This window comes from Undibacterium paludis (assembly GCF_022568815.1).
GTDB lineage: Bacteria > Pseudomonadota > Gammaproteobacteria > Burkholderiales > Burkholderiaceae_D > Undibacterium.
The window spans coordinates 97,715-118,098 of record NZ_JAKZHX010000008.1 but is presented as its reverse complement, the minus strand read 5'-3'; the positions used below and the strand labels follow the sequence as shown (position 1 = coordinate 118,098).

Annotated in this window: 17 protein-coding genes; 10 read left to right on the top strand and 7 right to left on the bottom strand. The window is 51.9% G+C overall.

The features are described 5' to 3' along the window. Positions 1–358: 358 nt before the first annotated feature. The 3 genes from LZ463_RS14755 to LZ463_RS14745 form a co-directional block, all read right to left on the bottom strand. A complete protein-coding gene (locus tag LZ463_RS14755; protein WP_241456586.1) occupies positions 359–1,960 on the bottom strand; it encodes a right-handed parallel beta-helix repeat-containing protein in 1,602 nt (533 codons plus the stop codon). A gap of 215 nt (positions 1,961–2,175) precedes the next feature. After that, the gene (locus LZ463_RS14750; protein ID WP_241456585.1) at positions 2,176–2,808 is read right to left on the bottom strand and encodes an InlB B-repeat-containing protein; all 633 of its coding nucleotides are present in this window, start codon (positions 2,806–2,808) and stop codon (positions 2,176–2,178) included. 365 nt (positions 2,809–3,173) lie between these two features. Then, a complete protein-coding gene (locus tag LZ463_RS14745; RefSeq protein ID WP_241456584.1) occupies positions 3,174–4,178 on the bottom strand; it encodes a porin in 1,005 nt (334 codons plus the stop codon). Between LZ463_RS14745 and LZ463_RS29105 the strand changes: the two genes are divergently transcribed. The 8 genes from LZ463_RS29105 to LZ463_RS14710 all read left to right on the top strand — a co-directional run bounded on the left by LZ463_RS29105 (position 4,177) and on the right by LZ463_RS14710 (position 12,618). Beyond that, the gene (locus tag LZ463_RS29105; protein WP_277624062.1) at positions 4,177–4,305 is read left to right on the top strand and encodes a hypothetical protein; all 129 of its coding nucleotides are present in this window, start codon (positions 4,177–4,179) and stop codon (positions 4,303–4,305) included. The genes LZ463_RS14745 and LZ463_RS29105 overlap by 2 nt on opposite strands. Before the next feature lie 527 nt (positions 4,306–4,832). Beyond that, complete coding sequence (gabT, locus tag LZ463_RS14740) at positions 4,833–6,098, top strand: 4-aminobutyrate--2-oxoglutarate transaminase (RefSeq protein ID WP_241456583.1); 1,266 nt, start codon at positions 4,833–4,835, stop codon at positions 6,096–6,098. A gap of 42 nt (positions 6,099–6,140) precedes the next feature. Continuing rightward, positions 6,141–7,253, top strand: coding sequence for an ABC transporter ATP-binding protein (locus LZ463_RS14735; protein WP_241456582.1), 1,113 nt, complete (start codon positions 6,141–6,143; stop codon positions 7,251–7,253). Positions 7,254–7,317: 64 nt separating this feature from the next. Continuing rightward, complete coding sequence (locus tag LZ463_RS14730) at positions 7,318–8,349, top strand: ABC transporter substrate-binding protein (protein WP_241456581.1); 1,032 nt, start codon at positions 7,318–7,320, stop codon at positions 8,347–8,349. Between the two features lie 272 nt (positions 8,350–8,621). Continuing rightward, on the top strand, positions 8,622–8,927 hold the full coding sequence (locus LZ463_RS14725) for a cupin domain-containing protein (RefSeq protein ID WP_241456580.1): 306 nt from the start codon (positions 8,622–8,624) through the stop codon (positions 8,925–8,927). Positions 8,928–9,021: 94 nt separating this feature from the next. Further along, entirely contained in the window at positions 9,022–10,305 is a 1,284-nt protein-coding gene (locus LZ463_RS14720) for an ABC transporter permease (protein WP_241456579.1), read from the top strand. Between the two features lie 3 nt (positions 10,306–10,308). Continuing rightward, positions 10,309–11,145, top strand: a complete 837-nt coding sequence (locus tag LZ463_RS14715; RefSeq protein ID WP_241456578.1) for an ABC transporter permease — start codon at positions 10,309–10,311, stop codon at positions 11,143–11,145. Between the two features lie 18 nt (positions 11,146–11,163). Continuing rightward, positions 11,164–12,618 carry an NAD-dependent succinate-semialdehyde dehydrogenase gene (locus tag LZ463_RS14710; RefSeq protein WP_241456577.1) on the top strand — a complete coding sequence of 485 codons (1,455 nt, stop codon included), beginning with the start codon at positions 11,164–11,166 and terminating at the stop codon, positions 12,616–12,618. Between the two features lie 69 nt (positions 12,619–12,687). Here LZ463_RS14710 and pdxR read toward each other — a convergent pair whose 3' ends face one another. Next, positions 12,688–14,178, bottom strand: coding sequence for a MocR-like pyridoxine biosynthesis transcription factor PdxR (gene pdxR, locus LZ463_RS14705; RefSeq protein ID WP_489686120.1), 1,491 nt, complete (start codon positions 14,176–14,178; stop codon positions 12,688–12,690). 204 nt (positions 14,179–14,382) lie between these two features. Here pdxR and LZ463_RS14700 point away from each other — a divergent pair, with 204 nt between their 5' ends. Further along, positions 14,383–15,435, top strand: coding sequence for an ABC transporter substrate-binding protein (locus LZ463_RS14700; protein WP_241456575.1), 1,053 nt, complete (start codon positions 14,383–14,385; stop codon positions 15,433–15,435). A 50-nt stretch (positions 15,436–15,485) separates the two neighbouring features. On the opposite strand, the gene LZ463_RS14695 is transcribed toward LZ463_RS14700, so the two are convergent. Next, the gene (locus LZ463_RS14695) at positions 15,486–16,274 is read right to left on the bottom strand and encodes a substrate-binding periplasmic protein (RefSeq protein ID WP_241456574.1); all 789 of its coding nucleotides are present in this window, start codon (positions 16,272–16,274) and stop codon (positions 15,486–15,488) included. A 196-nt stretch (positions 16,275–16,470) separates the two neighbouring features. Here LZ463_RS14695 and LZ463_RS14690 point away from each other — a divergent pair, with 196 nt between their 5' ends. Next, positions 16,471–19,164, top strand: coding sequence for a TonB-dependent receptor domain-containing protein (locus LZ463_RS14690; protein WP_241456573.1), 2,694 nt, complete (start codon positions 16,471–16,473; stop codon positions 19,162–19,164). Between the two features lie 48 nt (positions 19,165–19,212). Here LZ463_RS14690 and LZ463_RS14685 read toward each other — a convergent pair whose 3' ends face one another. Together LZ463_RS14685 and LZ463_RS14680 are read right to left on the bottom strand one after the other, a co-directional pair. After that, positions 19,213–19,656, bottom strand: a complete 444-nt coding sequence (locus LZ463_RS14685) for a thioesterase family protein (protein ID WP_241456572.1) — start codon at positions 19,654–19,656, stop codon at positions 19,213–19,215. 102 nt (positions 19,657–19,758) lie between these two features. Further along, positions 19,759–20,370 carry a transglutaminase-like domain-containing protein gene (locus LZ463_RS14680; protein WP_241456571.1) on the bottom strand — a complete coding sequence of 204 codons (612 nt, stop codon included), beginning with the start codon at positions 20,368–20,370 and terminating at the stop codon, positions 19,759–19,761. Positions 20,371–20,384: the final 14 nt, after the last annotated feature.

Genomic DNA, 20,384 nt, shown 5'->3' with positions numbered 1-20,384 from the left:
CGGCATACGCTTCCTTCGGGTTGACAACAAATTGATTGACCGCCAGCACCCTGCAAAATTATCTACAGAGTAGCGATACCCTGTCAAGAAACCGGTTTGTCTGAGCAAACCGGGCTTTTGATGCGCTTAAACCGGTAAATCACCTGCCTTATTATCTGTCTGCGCTTGAGCAGCTTGAGTTTGCATCAGATAAAAACCAGGTCAATGGATCTGGTTTATTTGAACGGGTATATTTACTGAATCAAATGCTTACAAAATATTGATCCGTATGGCCCGACTACAACAATAAAACTGCCAGGATGAGCCTGTTCACCTGCAAAAGCTGTCATGTTATCAAGATGAACAGGCTCAAGCCGGATCAGTTCGGCGTCGGCGATGACGGTGCCGTAACCAAAGGCCTGTATGGATAAGCGCCGATGAACATCGGACCGTTAGGGCTGAACGATCCACGATAACCAAGCCGCTTGGACAATGCCGGATGGCCGCCGCTCGCAGCCGGGCTGTTCAGCGAAGACAGGGCCATGGAATAATCATTGCCTGGTACAGGGACGGTAATCAGCGGATTACTGTTCTTGCCGTGTACGTCAAAACCGTTGGCTTGAGCTCCTCCAGTACCTGTCAGGGTTGCATAAGCCTGGCTGTAACGCACCATATGATCAGGCCTGTCGCTGTAGCACAAGTTGTAGTCAAACGCATTGAATTTTGCAATGCCAAGGTCTGTAGTGACAAAGCATCTGGCGCTTGCACTTGTGTTCGATGCAAAAAAAATCAGGTTGTTGATGACGTTGTGCGCAGTGCCGGTCGATGTCAACTGTATCCCCCTGCTATAGGCATCGGCGCCACTGACATAGATGGAATTATTGCGCACTGTTAGGCTGGTATCAACAGCGTCACCTGATCCGACGTTACCAGAGGGTGCATTGATGCCTACGACAGTCATGTTGGGCGAGTTAGTCCAGGCGATGACATTGTCTTCAATCACGCAATTCGGGCATGAGCCGATATCTATCGCATTCCCGCCCACATTGACAAGACGGTTGCCACGCACGATTGCTCCAGGGAAGGCTTCAACGATGCTGCCATACCCGGGTGCGACCTGAATACCGTAACAGCCGGGTGCAGCACCACTTGACTCATCGATGACATTGTTTTCTATCACGAGGTCACTCACCGTTCCATGCGCCACAATCGGAACACCATAACACTGGTTCTGCGTGGCGCAGGTAATTCCACTGGCAGGGGTACATACTGCAGAGCGGGTCAGTTTGTTACCACGCACAACTGCACCGGTAAATTTTTCTGCAGTCAGGTAAATATGATGATTCCTGTCCAGCGACTTACCACGATCTGATATATAGCCATTGTTATCAAAAACATTGTTTTCAATCAGCAGATTGGGGCCACCACCAAGAAAGCCCTGGGTCGTATTATCGTGGATGTAGGAATTGCGCAACGTCAGGCTTTTGGTCACCGTGCCGGCAACGCGGCCATCCGCGGGGTAGACACCGATGGAGAAACCACTGATGTCAAGATTATCCAGCAAGACATCACTGACATCGTTATAGGTATTGATGCCGGTTGCATCGGCAACACCTGTCGCGCCAATGCCGACACACTTGATGTTCTTGAATACAAATCCCTCCTTATGAACAGGAGTTGCGCCGCCATTGGTAATCACCAGACAGCTTGCCTGCGGACCGGTGAGAGTGATCAGCGGTTTCGCTGACCCTGTGTAGTTCTTTGGCGTATAGTCGCCAATGACAATCGGTTTTGCCGCTGTCCCTCTGTTGTTACCAGTCCAGAAAGCCGAGGTCACCGATGTCCATGAGCCGTTTCTGGCAAACAGTATCTGGTCACCGGCAGATGCATTATCCAGGATGACCCTTGCATGCGCGAGGCTGAGCTTGGGCGCATCTGGCGTACCCGGGTTGCTGTCGTTCCCGATTTTGCATGTCTGCATATCAGCACCTGTCTGACAGTCAGAAAAATAATAGTCTGTTGCCTGAGCAGACGCAGAGGCAAAAACCAACAGTCCATACGCAAGAATTTTATTCATGAGTAGTCTTTCGAATTTGTTTTGAATCATCCGCCCGGCACACATTGGTATAGCGATATGGATGGGGCGGATACAAAAATGATCAATGTATTGATGCTGACAAATAGCGGGCCGCCCGTTTAAGGAGCAGCTGCGACAACAGCCTGGTTCAGGTATTGCAATTCGCTTTCGGCCTCGTTGGTTGTGGCCGATACCCAGAAATACCAGGTGCCGATTGTCAATCCGCTGACCGATGCTGACAGGGCCTGGGGATTCTGTACTGTCGTCAGTAGGGTTGGCGCCAGGTCATACTGGGTTTTGCTGCCATAGATCTTGTAGCCGGTCAGGCCAATCAAGGCGGCGCCGTCTGCCTTGGTCACAGGTGCTTTCCACTTGATGGTAACAGGCGCCCCGGTCGGGCTACTTGGATTTCCGGGTAGCTGGGCATATTTGAAGGTGGCCGTCACGGTCTTGGCAGAATTCATTTTCACTTCACAGGTCGGGCTGTTCCCGCTGCATGCCCCGCCCCAACTACCCAGCGTCATGTACTTATTGGCAGGTATGGCCGTCAGGGTCACGATGCTGCCTGCATTAAAACTGACTGTGCAGGTATTGTCGCAACGAATGCCGCCTAAGTCAGAAGTGATACGGCCAACACCAGTCTGACTGACCGTCAGGTTGAAAGATCCGTTCTGTGTCTGGGCATGCGCTACGGACAGTAAGCATGTGGTCGCACATAACATGCTGGCCAGGGTGACGGGTGCACGTCGCATGGAGAAAATCATTGGCTATCCTTTTCATGTTCATATAAATGAAAGCAATCATCGAACTGAAGCTTGCAAATTCGCCAGAAGATGAAAATCTGTGAAGGAAATCTGCATGGGAATCAGAAACGCTAAGGTATAGCAGGCATCCCCATACGTATATGGCACTTTCGTTCCTTTTTAAAATTTTTTACTTTCATTTTTTTAAATTATTTAGAAATCAAGAGCTCGTGCAAACCGCGCGACGATGAGGGCAGAAGAAAAAATATTGTTTTTACAACCGCTGAGGATGAGGTGTGGTCATTCTGCTCATGTTTTCCCTCATTCGGAAATGCAAGAGGCCCGCAAGGGCCTGCTGCATACTTTGATTTCACTCAGAATGTATGGCGAATCCCGAGGTTGAATGCCTGATCGCCGGTGCCGCTCTCAATGGCATTGCCAACGGTATAAGCGCCGCCATTCTTGTTGCTGATGCGCGCATATGACGTATAAACATTGGTTCTCTTTGACAATGCATAGGTATAACCGATGGCAAGCTGACTGGCATCCTGGTTAAGCGAACTCTTGTCATTCTTGCGAATGTAAGACAGCATCAGCTTACCAGCGCCTACAGGTGCAGAAACGCCGACCAGGAAATCATCATTCCTGGCACCACCCACCCCTGAATTACTGTCATAGACCAGATGTACCATGGCCGGACCAACGTTGTAGGTTCCGCCAACGAGCGTCGTTTTTTCACTGTCGCTGGCCGTAGCGTCATTTGTCTCATGATGCGCAAACGTCAGTACGACCGGGCCGCTTTCATAGTTGACAGATAAACCCATCTGGCGGCTGGCAGCAGTACTGCCCGCCACTTCACCAAAACCATATACTACCGAGCCGGAAAAACCGTTCATCGCGGGCGTCTTGTAGACAACGGCATTCTTTACACGCGGGTTACCAGTCGTCGGGTAATAGGCAAACAGATTGGTGGACGCGCCCGCCAGGCCTGTGCCAAAGGGATCAACATTGTCGAGCGCCAGGAACAATGGCGTGTACTGGCGTCCCAGTGAAATGGAACCGAAATCACCCTTGAAGCCAACCAGTGCCTGGCGACCAAATGCAGTATTGCCCTGGTTGGAACCACCGGTATCCATTCCTATACCCATTTCCAGTACGAAGTAAGTCGACAAGCCATTACCGAGGTCTTCACTTCCCTTGAAACCCAGGCGCGAACCGGCTTCAACACCACTGGAAATCTTGCTGACAGAACCGGCAGGCCCGCCACGTTCGAGGACGAAACCGAGATCGGCAACACCATATACGGTGACAGAAGATTGTGCGTATGTGGCGCCTGAGAATACGCCCAAGACGACAAGTGCGAGCAATGGTTTTTTCATGAATTATCCTTTAGGTTATAAAAATAAAAAGAGAAGAAAAAAAACATTTTTCAGCAATAAAACCGCGAGTGGCAATGCTGGTTTTACGATCAATACAAGCCAGAAAAAAGGCTGGAAAAAATGCTGAAGAAGCTGGATTGGATCGACAGTGCTTGCGCAAACAAGATGATGAATATCAGCACATGAATCGCATCGACCTGACATTGAATCCGAGCTGGATAGTAAGGCGCTACAGGACATGGGCCACAGTGCCACTTTGCTTTTCTTGTTGGTGCCACGTTTTTTTTGTAGCCAATTGACCACAGGTAGAACTACGCAGTCCGGTGTTCACACCTGTTCTGTACGATTGATGTCTGGCGCATCGTGCAAGATCACGCACCAAAGATGCGCACACATCAGCCATGCTGACTTGGCATGCTTTGCACTGCAAGCCAGACACCGGGTTCACGATTCCCTGCTTGTCAGTTTTGACTGCTCACCAATTTGTACATTCACGTCTCCAGTCAATGCCCAAAATGTGTGCATATGTATGCATTAGCGGCTGCTGCACATCACCAAAGTGGCACCATGAAATATTCAAAAGTGGCTCTGTGGCGCCTGACCAGTCCAAGACTACTATCTGACACATGCTCTCTTTGGTGAAAGAAAAACGATATGAAAAATACTGCTCTTCAAGAACGTAAAAACGCTGCTACGCCCCGTGGTGTCGGCGTGATGTGTGACTTCTATGCCGCCCGTGCATCGAACTCTGAATTATGGGATGTAGAAGGTCGTCGCTTCATCGACTTTGCAGCCGGCATCGCTGTACTCAATACCGGTCATTGCCACCCACGAGTGGTGCAGGCAGTCACTGAGCAACTTGAAAAATTCACCCACACTGCCTACCAGATCATTCCCTATGCCGGTTATGTAGAGCTGGCTGAACGCATCAATCGGCTCACTCCCGGAATTCACGAAAAGAAGACAGCATTTTTTTCTACAGGGGCTGAAGCGGTGGAAAATGCCATCAAGATTGCCCGTGCAGCTACCGGCCGCTCAGCCGTGATTGCATTCAATGGTGCATTCCACGGACGAACAATGATGGGTATGGCGCTGACCGGCAAAGTGGCTCCCTACAAACTGGGTTTTGGGCCACTGCCAGCCGAGGTCTATCACGTACCGTTCCCCATCGATCTGCATGGCATCAGCGTTGAGGATTCCATGACTGCCTTGAATGCGCTGTTCAAAACCGATGTTGATCCGAAAAGAGTGGCAGCCATCATCCTGGAACCGGTGCAAGGCGAAGGCGGCTTCTACCAGGCACCCGCTGCTCTGATGCTGCAACTGCGCAAATTATGTGACGCCAACGGAATCCTCTTGATCGCCGATGAAATACAGACCGGTTTTGGCCGTACCGGCAAGATGCTCGCCATGGAACACTATGACGTGCTGCCAGACCTGATCACCATGGCAAAAAGCCTGGCTGGCGGTTTGCCGCTCTCCGCAGTCTGCGGCCGCGCCGCCATGATGGATGCACCGACACCAGGCGGACTGGGTGGCACTTATGCGGGTAATCCCCTGGCAGTCGCGGCAGCCCATGCGGTACTCGACATCATCGCAGAAGAAAAGCTCTGCGAGCGTGCGATAGCCCTTGGGAATAAATTGACCGAAAGGCTGGAAAAACTGCGCAGTGAGGTACCGCAGCTGGTCAGTATCCGAGGTGCTGGTGCAATGGTAGCAATTGAATTCATGAGCGCCGGACTGCCCGATGTTGATTTCACGAAAAAAGTACAGGAACGAGCCTTGAAGCAAGGCCTGATACTCCTGACCTGCGGCAGTTACGGAAACGTCATCCGCTTCCTTTTTCCTCTGACGATCAGCGATCAGTTAATGGATGAGGCATTGGCAATCCTGGAAAAATCCATGCTCGACAAGAGCTGATTTTTTCAGTCGCCATACAGAAATAAAAAAGGAGGAGAACAATTGAAACCAGAAAATATAATACTTCAGGAGAAGCTCGATACACTGGTCGAGTTCAGGGGAGTACAAAAAACCTACGATGGCGAAACGCTGGTCGTCAAGAGTTTCGATTTAGAAATAAAGCGCGGGGAATTTCTAACTTTGCTGGGGCCATCCGGTTCGGGAAAAACCACCTGCCTGATGATGCTGGCGGGGTTTGAATTCCCTACCGGCGGTGAGATTTATCTGGAAGGGCAATTACTCAATAAAGTACCGCCGCACAAGCGCAACATCGGCATGGTGTTTCAAAACTATGCGTTGTTCCCCCATATGACCGTCGCCCAGAATGTCGCCTACCCCTTGCAGGTACGCGGTGTGGAAAAATCTGAACGGGCAGCCAAGGTCAAGCGTGCACTGGACATGGTGCAGATGGAGAAATTTTCCGACCGTTATCCGGCGCAGCTCTCTGGCGGACAGCAACAGCGCATCGCCCTGGCGCGGGCTTTGGTGTTCGACCCCAAGCTGGTCTTGATGGATGAACCTCTTGGCGCCCTGGACAAGCAGCTGCGTGAACATATGCAGCTTGAACTGAAGGCCCTGCATCATCGGCTTGGCGTCACATTTGTCTATGTGACCCATGACCAAAGCGAGGCGCTGACCATGTCAAGCCGGGTTGCTGTATTTGACCAGGGTATCGTCCAGCAACTGGCTACCGTCGACTGCCTGTATGAATACCCGGAAAATCAATTCGTCGCGGGCTTTATCGGTGACAACAACCGATTTGTCGGTACGGTAGAAGTTGCCTCTGGTGACCAATGCAGCCTGCGCCTTACCGGTGGCGCCATCGTGGAAGGTATCAATGTCAGCGGCCTGAAGCCGGGACAGGCCGCTGTCGGCTGCATTCGCCCTGAACGTATTAGCCTGGTTCACAATGAGTCCGCACCGGCAACTGCTCTGCGCGCCGTTGTGCGCGACCTGATCTATTTTGGCGATCATGTGCGTGTGCGTTGCTCGACATCGAAACAGGCCGATTGCTTTGTCAAACTGTCGCTTGGCGACTATGCCGCATCTGGTTTGAAAGAAGGAGCGAATGTCCATTTGTATCTGCATCCGCAATACCTGCGCATTTTTTCCTGATGTTGTAACCCTGCCGCAATACCCATATCGATCCCCAAACCCACTCAATACCTGGAGAAGTTGAATGAAACTGCTATTCAAACCTGCAATGACGGTCGCTGCACTCTCAATTGGCCTGGCACATGCATCAGAAATTACAGTAGTCAATTTTGGCGGTGCCAATGGCAACGCACAAAAAGCCGCTTACGTTGAACCATTTGAAAAATCCACCGGCAACAAGATCGTCACGGTGGAATACAACGGTGAAATGGCCAAATTGAAAGCGATGGTCGAAGCAAAGAAAGTGAGCTGGGACCTGGTTGAAGTCGAATCCGGCGAAGTCGGTCGTGCATGTGAAGAAGGTCTGCTGGAAAAACTCGATATTGCCAAGTTCGGCAAAAAAAGTGATTTCATGCCGGAAGCCATCCATGAATGCGGCCTGGGCGCATTTGCGTGGTCTACGGTACTCGGCTACAACGCCGACAAGTTGAAGACGGTACCAAAAAGCTGGGCTGATTTCTGGGACGTGAAAAAAATCCCGGGCAAACGCGGCATGCGCAAAGGTGCGCGCTATAACGTGGAATTTGCACTGATGGCCGATGGCGTTCCAACCAAGGATGTCTACAAGGTATTGAGTACCAAAGAAGGCATCGACCGCGCTTTTAAAAAGCTCGATGAGATCAAAGGCAACATCCAGTGGTGGGAAGCAGGTGCACAGCCACCGCAGTTCCTGGTGGCGGGTGATGTGGTCATGACGACTGTCTATAACGGTCGCGTTGATGCAGCCCAGCGCGAAGGCAAGAACCTGCAAGTGATATGGACAGGCGGCATCTACGATCTTGACTACTGGGTCATACCGAAAGGTTCAAAAAACAAAGACATAGCTGAAAAATTCATCGCCTTCGCCAGTGCGCCAGACACGCAGTATAGCTATGCGACCAAGATCGCCTATGGCCCGGTGAATGTGCATGCATTCAAGAAAATGGATGGCAAGATGCTGGCCAACCTGCCCACATCAACCGCCAACCTGAAAGACCAGGTGCAGGCAAATTTGAAATTCTGGACTGATCATGGTGAAGAGCTGGAACAGCGCTTTGCTGCCTGGTCTGCCAGATAAGCCCTGATCTGTCTGCGAAAGGCAGGGAATCGTATCGACAATACGGGATGCTGCCTAGTGGACTGTAACAGTGAAAGCGGAAGCGAAGGACATGTGCCCGGCGAATCAGGGCAAGGCAAGGTTTTGACAAATAAACACAGCGATAGCGGGGCTATCGCGCGTATTTGCAACGCCACCATGATCGTCGCGCACATGGCAGGCACTTCGCTTTTCACTGTTACAGTCCACTAGTGGCAGCATCTGCCGTTACCGAATTTTTTGGGGAAGATTGAATGAGTAGTCAATTGCGCCGGGAACTGGCCGTTCCCACAGTCCAGATTTCAAATGATCATGTCACAGTAACAGAATGGTGTTTTGCCCCGGGTGCAGAAACAGGCTGGCACCATCATCAGTGCGACTACATTGTCGTGCCACAGAAAAATGGTGAACTTCTGCTTGAGACACATCGCGGCCCGGAAACAGCCCGGTTGCACACCGGACAGGCCTATTTCAAAAATATGGGCGTCGAACATAATGTGGTCAATATGAGCCCGCACGAAATCAGTTTTGTGGAAATCGAAATCAAACGGCACATTTGACTTGATAGCAGGCATCAAAAGCTTGTCGGGTTTTCCAGCCTTGGATGACATGCCGCAAAGCTCCCCATAGAGACAGGGATCACGGATAAATAAAATGAATTCTTCTGTATTAAACAATGTGAGTGACATCATCCCGGGTACACACGCACCGGGTCAGTTGAAGCGTGAATTGCGTGCAGCACACCGGCGCAAGCGCCTGACCGCCCTGGCCCTGATCGCCCCTCTGGCCATTTTTTTGCTGATCACTTTCGTCGTGCCGATTGCAGCATTGTTTCCGCGGTCTGTGGAAAATCAGGAAGTGATCTCAACACTGCCAAAGACGGTGGAAGTATTAAAAAACTGGGACAGGAAAACTATACCCGGCGATGATGCCTATGCTGCACTGGCGACCGATCTCGCAACTGCCAACGCAAATGGTACTGCCGGTTCACTTGGCCGCCGCATTAACTATGAGATTCCTGGCGCCCGCTCGATTTTCATCAAGACGGCGCGATCGGTGCCGTTACAGGATAAAGATGCCAAACCCATGTCAGGAGCAGAAGCCAGGCAGGTATTGCTGGATATTGATGCACGCTGGGGAAATGTAGAGTACTGGCAAGCCATCGCAAAGAATAGCGGACCATACTCGCCCTTCTATCTGTTAAGCGCGCTTGACTTGAAGCAGGACGCCTTTGGCGACGTTTCTGTCAAAGATGAAGCTGTCTCGGCATTCAGGAGAATCTTCGAACGGACTTTTCATATCAGCCTGGTGGTGACGCTGTGCTGCCTTCTTGGCGGCTATCCGCTGGCATACTGGATTTCAACCTTGCCAGAACGGCGCGCCAACCTGGTCATGATCCTGGTGCTGATTCCTTTCTGGACATCGATCCTGGTACGTATCGCAGCATGGATAGTCCTGTTGCAATCTGAAGGCCTGGTGAATAAAACCCTGCTCGCCTTGCACCTGACCGAAGCCCCTCTGGAGCTGCTTTTCAACCGTGCAGGCGTCTACATATCGATGACGCATATCATGCTGCCCTTCATGATATTACCGCTATACAGCGTGATGAAATCTATCCCTCCGACTTATGTGCGTGCCGCCGTGTCGCTGGGTAGTAACCCGTTTGCGGCTTTCTGGCGCGTGTATGTTCCACAGACCTATCCTGGCGTAGGCGCCGGAACCTTGCTGGTATTCATCCTCGCCCTGGGTTACTACATCACACCTGCCCTGCTTGGCGGTTCCAACGAACAAATGATCAGTTACTACATCGCCCACATGATCAACGACACGATCAACTGGGGCATGGCCTGCGCGCTGGGGGCGCTACTCTTTGCAGCAACCCTGGTGCTCTACAGTGTTTACCGGCGTTTCGCCAAAATTGACGTGAGCATGGGGTAAATCATGAAACTATCTATTCCCGTATTTGCCCCTCACCAGTCCGTGGCGGAGCGTCTCTGGTTTTTCATACTGCGCAGTATCAATGTGCTGATTTTGATATTTTTGGTATTACCCATACTGGTGATCATTCCACTGTCGTTCAGCGACAGCTCTTTTCTTTCTTATCCCATGCCTGGCTTGTCCCTGCGCTGGTACGAAAACCTGTTTCATTCTGAAGAGTGGGCGCGTGCAGCAAAGAACAGTTTCATCATCGCGCCGGTCGCCACAATATTGGCTACCCTGTTCGGCACCCTGGCGGCAATTGGTTTGAATAAGGCAGATTTTGCCGGCAAAAATCTGTTGATGGCCATACTTATTTCACCAATGATCGTCCCGGTGGTCGTGGTTGGCGTCGGTGTGTATTTCTTTTTTGCCCGGATAGGTCTGTCAGAAACCTACATCGGCCTGATTCTCGTCCATGCCGCTCTCGGTTCACCATTTGTCGTGACAACAGTATCGGCCACCTTGCAGGGCTTCAATCACAACCTGGTACGCGCCAGCCTGAGTCTGGGGGCCAGTCCCCTGCGCACTTTTTTCCGGATCACGCTGCCAGTCATTGCCCCCGGTGTCATATCAGGAGCGCTGTTTGCATTTGCAACCTCGTTCGATGAAGTCGTGGTTACCTTGTTTATCGCAGGCCCCGGACAGTCCACTTTGCCACGGCAAATGTTCGCTGGCATCCGGGAAAACATCACGCCAACCATCGCAGCGCTGGCAACTATCCTGATCGTTTTTTCGACCACTTTGCTGCTTTTTCTTGAATGGCTGCGTGGCCGTAACAAGGCTGCCGCCAAAATATAACCGCACAGGGATAAATTTATGTTGAACTTGAAAGACCCGTCATTGCTACGTAAGCAGGCCTACATCAATGGATTATGGTGTGATGCAGAAGATGGTACGACCTTCAGTGTTATCAATCCGGCGACCGGTGAACAGATAGGTTCTGTCCCCAACATGGGCGCCAGTGAGACAAAACAGGCAATCGCCAGTGCAGACAGAGCATGGCCTGCCTGGCGCAAGAAGACAGCAAAGGAGCGCAGCAATCTTCTCAGGAAATGGCATGACTTATTGCTGGCCAATATCGAAGACCTGGCTCTCATCATGACCAGTGAACAGGGAAGAGCCTTTGAAGAAGCGAAAGGTGAAATCGCCTATGCCGCATCGTATATAGAGTGGTTTGCCGAAGAAGCGAAACGCGTCAGCGGTGATACACTGACATCCCCCTGGATCGACCGCCGCCTGCTTGTGTTGAAACAGCCCATCGGGGTATGTGCAGCCATCACACCATGGAACTTCCCGGCAGCGATGATCACGCGTAAAGTGGCCCCGGCACTGGCTGCCGGGTGCACCATAGTCGTCAAGCCTGCTGAAGCAACCCCTCATTCTGCATTTGCACTGGCAGTACTGGCTGAACGGGCAGGTATTCCGGCAGGTGTTTTCAGTGTAGTCACTGGCTCGCCCCGCGCCATCGGTACAGAAATGAGCAGTAATCCGACTGTACGAAAATTGACCTTTACCGGATCGACCGAGGTCGGTCGCATGCTGATGGAACAATGCGCGCCAACCATCAAGAAACTGTCTCTTGAACTCGGTGGCAATGCACCATTCATCATATTCGATGATGCAGACCTTGATGCTGCCGTTGAAGGCGCCATGCTCGCGAAATTCAGGAATACCGGCCAAACCTGCGTTTGCGCAAACCGCTTTTATGTGCACGATGAGGTATACGATGCATTTGCGGAAAAACTGGTGGCCGCCGTCAAGAAACTCAAGGTCGGCAACGGCCTTGAAGCAGGCGTGACACAAGGGCCGCTGATTAATGAAAAGGCTGTCCAGAAAGTTGAGTTGCATATAGCAGACGCCATAGCCAAAGGCGGGCGCGTTCTGACAGGTGGCAAACGCCACAGCCTGGGTCACAGTTTTTTTGAACCCACCGTAATTGCTGATGCCACCGCCGACATGCGTTTTTCCAGGGAAGAAATTTTTGGCCCGGTCGCACCCTTGTTCCGTTTCAAGTCAGACGAAGAAGTGCTGGCCCTGGCCAACGATACCGAGTTTGGTCTTGCCGGCTATTTTTATGCGCGTGATGTTGGCCGCATCTGGAGAATTGCAGAATCTCTTGAAACCGGCATGGTCGGCGTCAATACGGGTATCATTTCCAGCGAGGTGATTCCTTTCGGCGGTATCAAACAGTCAGGTCTGGGGCGCGAAGGTTCAAAATATGGCATGGAAGATTATCTTGCCATGAAATACGTGTGCATGGGCGGTATCTGAAAGACAGTAGAACAATCCGGAAGCTCATAAAAACCTGATCAATTTTTATGAGCCGGATTTCTGTACGAATCATATATTTTTACGTATACTGGCTTTGATGATTTTTGCCAGCTTGTCAAAAGCGGGACCTATCTCTTCATCCGGCACACAGCCATATCCCAGCAACAATCCATGCACGGCAGTTTCCGGGTTCATGTAATACCGTGACAGTGGCCGTGCAATAATGCCGGCCTTCATTGCCTGTTCACTGATCAGATAATCCTCGCAGCCATCCGGCAATTTCAGTGCCAGGTGCAGCCCGGCATCACTGCCGGTAATGATGATGGCGTCACCAAAATTCCCCTTGATGGCCTCAGTCAGGAGACGGAGGCGTTCAGCATATACTACCCGCATGCGCCGGATGTAAGAGGTGAAATATCCCTCTTTGATAAAATCCGTCAACACCGCCTGGGTAGATATTTGGCCCCCTCTGTAAAGTTCGGACAGACCGGTTGCAAATGCCTTGCTTAAGCCTTCTGGAACCACGAGAAAGCCGATGCGCAACCCGGGAAACATGGTCTTGCTGAATGTTCCCATATACAGCACACGGTCATGTGTATCCATCCCCTGCAAAGAAGCCAGGGGCCTGCTGCCATAGCGAAATTCGCTGTCGTAATCATCTTCAATAATCCATGCATCGTTTGCCGCCGCATATTCAAGCAACATGCGACGGCGCGACAGGCTCATGACGACGCCGAGCGGATATTGATGCGACGGCGTTACAAAAATAAAGCGGGGTGGATTGCGCAGATCGGGGGCCAGTAACTGCATCCCTTCCTGATCTACCTGGATTGGGACAGGCTCGATGCCTTGCGACTGCAGCACACTGCGGGTGCCCCAGTAGCAGGGATTTTCCACCCAGGCCTTGTTACCGTTTTCGCCAAGCAATTTGGCAACAAGGTCTATGGATTGATGTATGCCCGTGGTAATCATGACCTGCTCGGCAGTGCAATTCACTGAACGCGCTGCTCTCAGGTATTCTGCAATTGCTTCGCGCAGCGGCATATAACCGCCGCCGTTATCGTAAGTGAGCAAATGAGCACGTGACCGCCGCCAAACCTTGTTTTGCAGCCGCGCCCAGATCTTGTTCGGAAACATGGTGACATCAGGCACACCGGGCATGAAAGCCCCCCACTGCAATTCACAGACTCCCGCATGCCTGATCAGTTTTGCACCCCGTTCGGACAGCATGCTTTTTTCTTTGCCGCTGCTTGATACCGGGGAGTTTTTGGCAGCATTGGCAATCTGGTCAGGCACGGTGTCGGCGATGAATGTACCGGAACCTGATCGTGTCTCAAGATAGCCTTCGGCAATCAACTGCTCATAGGCATGCATGACCGTATTGCGCGACATGTTCAACTCATTCGCCAGGTCACGTGAGGACGGCAATTTCATCCCTACTGGTAAAACCTGTGACAGGATTGCTTCTCGCACAACCTGGTAGATCTGCCTGTTCACCGGTACGGTCAGGTCACGATCTATGCGCTGCAAGAGAAAATCAGGAAGTGTGGCAAGGCGCAAAGTGGACCTATCAGATATCTCAAAGTGGCTATAAGAAAACGGCATAAACCGTAATACCATTTTATCGGGCTACTGAGAAAAAACAAACCATTTTGGTATGAAATGCGCCCAAATCAATCATTTTAGATACACGAAGACGACGGATTGCAAGGATGAATTTTTCACCAGTTTTCTTGTATCAAGGCGAACAAACAGGAGTATGGATTGAAAACCTTAACACGACACATGGGTGTCTATCTCTTTGCTTCACTACTGGTATGCTCGTCACTGTCTGCTTATGGTTCCGACTTCACATTTGTGTCTTTTGGCGGCGCCTTGCAGAATGCACAAAGAGAAGCATTCATTGCCCCCTTCTCCAGAATTGTCTCTGAAAAAGTGAGAAATAAGGAATGGGATGGCGGCATCGGCAAGCTGACGACACGCTCCTACCTGGGCATGCGTGACTGGGATGTGGTGCAAGTGGAAGGGGAAGATTTCATCCTCGGCTCGCGTGCCGGATTGTTCCAGAAAATCGACTGGAGCAGCCTGGGTGGCAAGGACCAATACCCAACCCGCTCCGTTGCCGATGACGGAGTGGGCGCGATTTTTTACAGCATCGTTCTCGCTTACGATAAATCCAGAGTTAAAGCTGATCCCAAATCCTGGTCAGATTTCTTTGACCTGAAAAAATTCCCTGGCAAGCGCGCCCTGCGAAAAACCGCCAAGACCACACTAGAAATCGCCCTGCTGGCTGACGGCGTGAAACCTGAAGATGTCTATGTGATGCTTGCAACTCCCGCCGGTCAGGCAAGAGCTTTCCGCAAACTTGATCAGATCAGGCCTGATATCATCTGGTGGGAAGCCGGCTCAAAACCTGTGGAGCTTTTCACCAAAGGCAGTATCGTCATGGCGGCGTCCTACAATGGTCGAATCAGCGCGGCACAAAGTGACGGAGCGAGTAACCTGCGCATCCAGTGGAACCATAACCTGGCCATGATGGACTGGTATGTGATCATGAAGGACGGCCAAAACCAGGATACATCCAAACGATTTCTCAGTTACATCAACAAGCCTGAGGTACAGAGCCGTTTGCCGCAACTGATTCCGTACGGCGTACCCCGCCTGGATGTCATGAAATCTTTCTCTACGGACGCTTTCCGGAATTTGCCCACGCACCCTGACAACATACAGACATCGTTCAACATTGACGATAAATTCTGGGTCAGCAATGGAGAACAATTGGAAAGAACCTTTAATACTTTCGCGCTGCTGCATTAAATGCTGCCATCAGCGGGCTGCAACAGTGGAAGCGGAAATCAAAATATATCTCAAGGCTCAGGATTGGCCCATTTCTTTTCTATCGCCGCGTACACACCGTTCGCTCGTATGGTGCGCAAACCCTGGTCCAGGGCATCGGCATAGCGTACTGCTTCTGGCATGCGTTTGGAAAAACTGACGTAGAGATTGTCTTCCATCAGCGTGCCCACCTTGTCGATTTTTCCTTTGAATTCATCTGCATGCATGCCTTGCAGGTAATCGACAACACGGGTGTAGATCAGGGAATAATCAGAGCGTCCGAGCATCAGCTTGCGCAGGTTGGACAGATCGGTCGGGGCAGTTTCACGCACGATGCGACTGTCATTTTCAAATGCAGAGCCATAGGTATAGCCATGGGTCACCCCTATCACATGTCTGTGCAGGTCCTGGCTGCGCAGATTCCTGGCTTTGGCAAGGTCGCTGCCTTTTCTGGCATAGATGCCTATGCTGGCACGGAAGACCGGTTCTTTGTGGAATAGAAAGTCAGGCTCCAATACGGCATCCTTGAGGCTGTCAAAACAGCCCAGCTCCTGCCCGCTTTTGACCAGCATCAGGCAGCGTGAATACGGTGTGGCGATAAATCTGACCTGGACGCCCACAGCGGCATAGGCCGCCCGTATCACGTCCACGGCAAAGCCGCGATTCTGGCCGTCCTTGACCGCAGAGTAGGGATACCAGTTGTCTTCACCGATCAAGGTGATGGTCTCGACCGGCGCGGCATGGGCCTGCTGCGCAGGCAGACCGCACAGCGAGGTCATCAGCAAACTGACGTTGAGTATAATGATAATCGCTAAACGCATGTGTTTTTAACGAGGAAGCCAGGCTGCATACCACTTCTGGCTATACGTCTTATCTTTCCATGGAGGAACTTGAATTTATATGCCTGATGTGTTGCAGATACCAGTGCCTGTATGAATTTCCATATACGGATATATTCGTTTCCCTATAAATATATTCTTGATATTTTCCGGTCTTCCCCTACCAATGAGAAGACTCATGCGCAATACACCATATCAATTAAAGCCCCTGGCTGCCTGCATACCTGTCTGTTTTTCGGCACTCTTTTACAGCCAGTCCACCCTTGCCAATACAACTGAGCAAAAAGAAGAAGCTGTCGTCATCACCGGCTCGCGCATACCACGCGCCAGTCTGGAAGGACCGACTGCGGTCACCATCATTACCGGTGAAGAAATCACCAGACAGGGCTACAAGAATGTCTATGATGCCTTGAACAATGCCGTGCAAAATTCCGGCTTTACCCAGGGCGAAGACTTCGGCAATACCTTTACCCCTTCAGCAAACACCATCAGCCTGCGTGGCCTTGGACCCAATCATACCCTGATCCTGCTCGATGGCAGGCGCATGGCTGATTTCCCGATTGCCTATGAGGGTACCGTCAATTTTACCAACCTGGCCAACATCCCTTCCAATATTGTTGAACGCATAGAGATTCTGAATGGCGGCGCTTCAGCGATTTATGGCTCGGATGCGATCGCCGGTGTGGTCAACATCATCCTCAAGAAGCAGACCCAGGGCTATAACCTCAACGTCAAGATCGGTGATACCGACCGTGGTGGCGGCAGCAACAAGCGTGTACAGTTTTCCGGCACGGCCAATGTCGATCAGTTGCGCAGCCTGTTCAGTCTGGAATACAGTGAACGTGAACCGTTGCGCGCCACCCAGCGTGATTTCATGGCGACACGCGCAACGCCAAGCGCCACGCTCTACCGCAAAGACGTCAAGAGCGGCCGTTATCTTGATCTTGGCGATACCTGTAGCCAGACAAGTGATTTCTTTGAAGGCACACAGATCAGCTACAAGGTCGCCAAGGGCAGTTATTGCGCCAGCCCGCGCTTAAGCCCCATGCACTGGAGCGTGCAGACCAAAAACCAGAGCCTTAACCTGTTCTCCAGCAGCAATCTGGACCTCAATGCCGACACCACCCTGTTCGCCGACATCCTGCTGGGCAAGAACAGAACAGAGAATGATACCCGCTCGCCAAGCTGGACATCATCGTCGACCAATCAAAGCTATTTCTTCAACAGGAACAGCAATGCCTATGAAGTCTGGAACAAGGTATTTGCGCCGGAAGAGATCAATGGCGTCAACAGTTTCAACCGGCGCTGGGACGATACCTCGGCAGGTATCAATATCGGCATCAAGGGTGTGATACCGGGTAGTAGCTGGAACTATGAGGCCGCTTACAGCGCATCAGCCTATCGTAGCGAAAACGTGGTGCCGCGCACGCTGGCGAACATTGATGAATTTTTCCTTGGTCCCAAACTGGGACTGGACAAAGCGGGCATCGCCATCTATGCCCCCGACCAGAACCGCTTGACCAGACGGCTGACACTCGATGAATTCAGGCAGATCACTGCTGCCTCACGTAGTGCCGACAGCTCACGCACCCAGACCCTGAGCCTGGCCGTCAATACCGAATTGTGGAAGCTGCCAGCCGGGGCCGTCAAGACGGCAGGCGTTGCCGAAATAGGTCGCCAGAGTTTTGACAACCTGCCTGCCCCCCGCATCAACCAGGGTGTATTCAATACCACGACAAAGTCCGATGACGTGCATGGCTCGCGCCAGCGCTATGCGCTGGGGGCAGAAATCTATGTACCAGTTCTGAAAGAAGTCACCGCCAGCCTGGCCGGACGCTATGACGATTATCACTTTGCCGGCCGCAAGGATGGCAAGCTCACCTATAACGGCGGCCTGGAAATCCGCCCCACGCAAGACCTGCTGTTGCGCGCCAATTATGCGACCAGCTTTCGTGCGCCGGACATGAATTACATCTTCAAGGCCCGTGGCACCGGCTATTATTCCAGCACGACAGATTACTATCGCTGCAAATCGCAGGGACAGGAACTCAAGGATTGCGACTACGCCAATTATTCACCCGGCGCCAACTATGTACAGTTTGGCAGCCCTGACCTGAAGTCGGAAAAAGGCAAATCTTTCGGCCTGGGCATAGTCTGGTCGCCAAGTAAGGAATTTGATGTCTCGCTCGATTACTGGAATATCAAGATCAGCGACATGGTCGTCAACCTCAGCGCTGACCAGCTCTTGCGTGATGAAGCCGATTGTCGTACCGGCAAACGCGATATCAATTCCAGCCTGTGTGCCGATACCATCAACCGCATCAAGCGTTACCCTCAGGATGCGCTGAGCCACGCCGGCGAGATACAGGAAATCTGGGTTAATCCCATCAACGCTGCCTACCAGGCAACCAGTGGTATCGATATCAGTGGCAAGTATCTGCTGAAGACCGACCATGCAGGCAGCTTCACTTTCAAGGCCAATTACAGCAAAGTATTGAGCAAGAAATCCAAGCAGTTTGAAGGCGATGCCCTGTATGATGACCTGGCGGACCTGGGTAACAGCGACTGGCGCGACAAGCTGATCACGACTGTCAACTGGAACAGGGGGGACTGGTCGAATACCCTGACCGTAACGCGCTACGGCAAGATACCGAATGGGTCAGGCCAGTTCTACCTGTCGTCGACAGCCATCGCCAACTGGAGCACGGTCTACCAGGCCAGCAAGAACCTGACGGTATCGCTGATCGTCAACAATGTCTTCAACAAGATCAAATATGATTACACAGGCGGCTGGCCGAATTACCCGGTTGGTTCCTACTCGCCGCTGGGCCGCCAGGGCTGGCTGGAGGTCAACTACAAGTTCGGCAGCTAAGGCAGCCAAGAGCCCGGCTATTGAATTTACAACAGTCTGGCTCAAAGGCTATTCCAGAAAATTCACACGCCCGAACTTGTCGCGAAAATCCTCAGGCATTTGCACCACCCTGCCTGCACGGTAATCAAAAAACACGAAACCCGACTTGGCCATGGCGATCAATGCCTGGTCAGCCGGGCGGGTAATGCGAAACGTAATGTCGCCGCCATATTTGTTGAAGTCCATCACCCCGACTTCAAACAGGAGCTGATCACGCGCATGGGCTTCTGCCTTATAGGTGGTCGCCAGGTCAGTGACGATGATGCCGCTGCCACCGGCAGCGGTTTCGCGTATGCCAAACTCATACAGGAAACGCGCCCTGGCTTCTGAAATCATTGAGATCATGGAATCATTACCCAGGTGATTGGCGCCGTTGATGTCGGTCACGCGTACCGTCAGCTGGGTAGAGTAATAATACTGGTCTTCAGGGAAGTGTAATTGCAGGCGGGCCATGGCAGATCGGCAAAAAAATGTGGTTCAGGCTCTTATTCTACCGCGCCAGGGCCATGTCTCCTACCTTGCTCAACTGTCAATGCAAGATGAGCAAAACAGGTATCAGGCTGACAGATGTGGGACCATCGCCGGTGTCAGCTCAGCCGACAGGTCGCCGTCCGGCAGGTTTTCCATCACCGCCTCTACGGTAGGCTGGGTCATCAATGCTGCCAGAACCACTGCATGCGGCTCGGCCCAGATGCCGGCAAAATCCTGCTCGCCGGGTGTTGTCATCGCGAATGCCAGTTGTTCATGTGGTGGACAAAACTCTGCCTGCACGCCGGGTTTGTTGCCGCGGGCATCAATGCGATACCAACCATGTTCCGGCAGGTAAACGGCATTCAAGCCATGCAGGCAGAATGGCGGCTCGCTGCCTATGGTCAGGCGCTGATAACACAGGCCTGCCGGTATGCCATTTGCACGCAGCAAAGCTGCCAGCAAATGGCTTTTGGCATAGCAATAACCGGTACCATGTGCCAGCACATCAGAAGCGATACAGGTCACCGGGTTTTGCCGGTAGTCCCAGCTATGGTGAATCTGGTCACGCACAAATTCAAAGCAGGCCTGTGCGATGTCCTGCGCACTGCTTTTGCCGGCAGCCAGTTGCAGTGCCTGCGCCAGCACTGCGGGGTGCTGCCAGTTGATGTAAGTGGTGCTTGCCAGGAATTGGTCCATTTGCTTATCCATAT